The organism is Desulfofundulus sp. (assembly GCF_049701015.1).
GTDB lineage: Bacteria > Bacillota > Desulfotomaculia > Desulfotomaculales > Desulfovirgulaceae > Desulfofundulus.
On sequence record NZ_JBNATZ010000272.1, the window covers coordinates 1 to 3219 of the forward strand.

The following is a 3219-nucleotide window of genomic DNA, read 5'->3' on the forward strand; positions in this document are numbered from 1 at the left end:
GCTGTTACCGCAGGGCCAAGTACAGCTATATGTTCCAGTGATATAGCAGGGAAAAAGGAGTACCGGTGGGTAGCGTCTTTCTTCGAAGGCGTCTTCTGGGTAATTATTGGCTTACTAGCAAAAGTAGGCGTTGAAAGTGCAAAACTTGCACCTAAAGAATTCATGCAAGTAGTTGCGGGTCTGGCTATGTTTGAAGTTTTCATAAGCGCTTTTGAAGGTGCGTTTAGTCAAAAATTTCGCAAAGGAGCAATGGTAGCCTTCTTTGTAGCTGCTTCAAACATCTCCCTGCTGAATATTGGAGCACCATTCTGGGCAATTATTTTTGGTGTGCTGGTATCATTAGTTACGGAAAGGGAAGACTTCAGCTTGAATCTGGTTAGTGAAAAGGGACAGGTTATGGGTTTTGCCGAAAGTAATTGAACTGGCTTTATTTGTACCTTCTATAATGGCAAGTGGAGCTATAAATAATCATGGTGAAATGGTGGACAGGACTAACCATAACCAAAACCAGGATCTTCTCAGATGTACTTTTGGGATTATTGCCGTATGAGCAGACAGTCTATTTGTAATTTAGCTTTATCAGGAGATGGTTATGCTTGGAACTCGACCTGCTGCAAAAAACCGAGCTCTGGATTACCGGTATTGAACTTCACGGGGCAAATCTTAACGAAATAGCCGCCGTTACCGCCCGTGTACTGGGATTACCTGCTGAAGCCGTGATGGTGGTAGATGTGCGGGACCGGGTGGTGGTGCTGGATATCATGCGGCGCACAGTAATGGCTGAACAAATTGTAGGGCGGGAAAAAGAACTGCTTTCAGCCCTGAATCAAATACCGGGAGTACGGGTCACATCCAGTACGGCGATTCACGCCCAGGGCATATTGGGCCTGATTGCCGCCGATCCGGAACAGCGGGAGGAATTACTGGAGCGTTCCAGCCGCCTGGCTCAGCAGGTAAGGTCCGGTATGGCCCGGCGGGGGATGGTTTTTGCTTCCGGCCGGGAAGTCCAGGAAGGTCTGATTGAAGATACAAATTCGCCTTATTTGATCGGCCTGTTTGAGCAGCACGGCTACCGGATGCGTTTCGGAGGCATTCTGCCGGACGACCTGGATCTGATTACCGGTCGCCTCCGGTCGGCAGTGGCAGATGGTTACGGCCTGGTTATCACCACGGCGGGGTTGGTGCGGAGGATAAAGACTGGATGGTGGAAAGTATTTCCCGGCTCGACCCAACGGCGGCGACCCCCTGGATTCTCCATTTTCACGCCGGAAAGGGACGCCATTTGAAAGACGGTGTGCGCATTGCAGTAGGTCAGGTAGAATTAACCACTCTGGTAGCTTTACCCGGTCCCCACGACGAAGTGCGGCTGGCGGCTCCCGTCCTGCTGGAAGCGCTGGAAGCAGGTTGGGGCAAAGAAATTCTGGCCGACGCTCTGGCCCGGGTGTTGCGGGAAAAGTGGCGCCGGGCGATGGTTCACGAGCACCATTCCGGGCGATGATCTCCGGTTAGCTTCCTTAAGTTTTTGTGTGTTTTTTTGCAAAAAAGTAAACAGGACTGGTAGGTGACATACCGGTGCCGTTCTCATCTTTTGGGGGCGATGGATTACGAACACCGTCAATGAAAGTGCGGGGAGTATCTTCGCCCCCTAAGTATTTTTGTTTCTAGTTAGCCAGGTTTACATGAGTCAATGCTTTCCTTCCGGAATTTGTACCAAAGTAGGGGAGTGCCCTGCGGGTGCGGCGTGTAGCAATCTGGCCGGGGAACGTGCCGGGTACTGAAGGTGGATGCACCTCTGGCCTACCGGGCAAAGGTAGTCCTGCTGGCTCAGTTCACAGGTTAGAGATATGCGCCGCACCGTATGAGTCTTACACATGCCCCCTGCGTTTTACGTTTTTCACCACTGACTATTGTGGTAAGGGGTCATCTTGCAGTGAAAGTAAAAGTTAAGCTGCTTGCACCTTTTAAGTTTTGTGACGGTACAGTAGAAAGCGAGTTGGAAATGCCTCGAAACAGTACCGTGAGGGATTTGGTCGCTTTGATTGCTGAGCGAAGCAACATAGATAAGTATGGTCGGGACCAGGTAATGATTCTTGCCGGCAACAAAATAGTCGGTCATGAAGACTTGCTTGACAAGGATATGGTGGCCTGGATAATGCTGCAGCCCATGGGAGGGTAAGATGAGCTGGTGGATATGAAGCATGGTTATACAGGTGAGATCTTGTGGGTGAATCTAACGGAAAAGAAATGGTGGCAAGAAGAAATCGATGATGATTTTGCTTCCAAATGGTTGGGAGGAAGCGGCTTTGGTGCCGTTACTTTAGCCAGGAATACTGATGCCCAAACAGATCCGCTTGGAGAGAATAATATCCTGGGATTTTTTACGGGGCCCCTTACAGGGACGGTTGTCCCGTCTTCGGGGCGGCATTCGGTAGTCGGCAAGTCGCCGCTGACGGGGATCTGGGGAGAAGCCAGTGTGGGAGGTAGCTGGGGGAGAGAGCTGAAAAGGGCCGGCTACGATGGTTTGGTACTGCTTGGGAAGGCCGATTCTCCGGTATATCTCTGGATAAACGAAGGCGGGGTAGAAATAAGGGATGCCGCAGAACTTTGGGGCCTGGATACTTATCAAACTGCGGAGAGACTGCAAGAATTACATTCCGGTGCTCAGGTTTGCGCTATCGGCCCTGCGGGTGAACGCCTGGTTAGAATCGCCGGGCTTTTTACCGATGGTAAAGAAGGGCGGGCGGCGGCACGCTGCGGCCTTGGAGCGGTTGCAGGCTCCAAGAACGTAAAAGCTCTTGCAGTGCGGGGAACAAGAAGACCGGTCCTGGCCTTCGAGGAAGAACTGAAAACCAAAATAAAAGAGACTGTAAAGAGGATTAAAGAAAAAACCAGGGCTCTCAGTGAGTTTGGTACGCCGGGTCTGGTAATACCCTGCGAGCAAGTAGGCGATTTTCCCGTGCGAAACTGGCGGGATGGAAAGTGGGAAGAAGGAGCGCAAAGTATTAGCGGTCCGCGGATGGCTGAAACTGTACTCAGCGGCCGGTTCCACTGTGCAGGTTGCCCTATAGGTTGTGGGCGCCGGGTTAACATTACCAGCGGACCATATAAGGGAGTAAACGGTGGTGGCCCCGAATATGAAACTCTCGGTTTAATGGGGGGGTCCTGCCTCATAGATGACCTGGAGGCCATCTGCTATGCCAACGAACTTTGCAACCGTTA

Annotated in this window: 5 protein-coding genes; all 5 read left to right on the forward strand. The window is 51.4% G+C overall.

Annotated features, from left to right (window positions below; all coding sequences use genetic code 11):
* Positions 1-420 (forward strand): benzoate/H(+) symporter BenE family transporter (locus tag ACPLUI_RS13005; RefSeq protein WP_424660679.1); only part of this gene is annotated, 420 nt, incomplete at its 5' end.
* A 176-nt stretch (positions 421-596) separates the two neighbouring features.
* Positions 597-1286 carry a molybdopterin-binding protein gene (locus ACPLUI_RS13010; RefSeq protein WP_424660680.1) on the forward strand — a complete coding sequence of 230 codons (690 nt, stop codon included), beginning with the start codon at positions 597-599 and terminating at the stop codon, positions 1284-1286.
* Positions 1287-1294: 8 nt separating this feature from the next.
* Entirely contained in the window at positions 1295-1498 is a 204-nt protein-coding gene (locus ACPLUI_RS13015; RefSeq protein WP_424660681.1) for a hypothetical protein, read from the forward strand.
* Between the two features lie 360 nt (positions 1499-1858).
* On the forward strand, positions 1859-2176 hold the full coding sequence (locus ACPLUI_RS13020; protein WP_424660682.1) for a MoaD/ThiS family protein: 318 nt from the start codon (positions 1859-1861) through the stop codon (positions 2174-2176).
* Positions 2177-2191: 15 nt separating this feature from the next.
* On the forward strand, positions 2192-3219 hold a 1028-nt coding region (locus ACPLUI_RS13025; RefSeq protein WP_424660683.1), incomplete at its 3' end, for an aldehyde ferredoxin oxidoreductase family protein.

What these genes read in the sequence shown, in the direction of transcription:
- ACPLUI_RS13020 (WP_424660682.1), top strand. Translation starts at nt 1,859, where the DNA reads ATGAGTCTTACACATGCCCCCTGCGTTTTACGTTTTTCACCACTGACT.